Genomic DNA, 241 nt, shown 5'->3' with positions numbered 1-241 from the left:
GGACCTGCAGCAGCAAGCTGCCCGCCCGTATCGCGTTCAATTGAATGCCGCCCATACCAGCTACGCGTTCAGCCCGACGATCACGACCGTCGCCGCGCCGGCGACGATCCGCAGCGGCATGCGCATCGCGTAAGCGCCCATCACGTCGGTGCGCGCCGACAGCATCAGCAGCGCGATCATCGGCATCGGCAGCACGAAGCTCAGTACGACCTGACTGACCACCATCGCGCGCGTGACGTCG

The 241-nt window shown here is 66.4% G+C and carries 1 protein-coding gene; it reads right to left on the bottom strand.

All coding sequences use genetic code 11. The features are described 5' to 3' along the window. Positions 1-60 precede the first annotated feature (60 nt). A partial coding sequence (locus tag SB816_RS34545; protein ID WP_410548565.1) for a divalent metal cation transporter occupies positions 61-241 on the bottom strand: 181 nt, incomplete at its 5' end.

This window comes from Achromobacter sp. SIMBA_011, from assembly GCF_046535435.1.
GTDB lineage: Bacteria > Pseudomonadota > Gammaproteobacteria > Burkholderiales > Burkholderiaceae_B > Achromobacter > Achromobacter dolens.
Note: the sequence above shows the minus strand (reverse complement) of the source record. Positions and strands in the feature narration are given on the sequence as shown.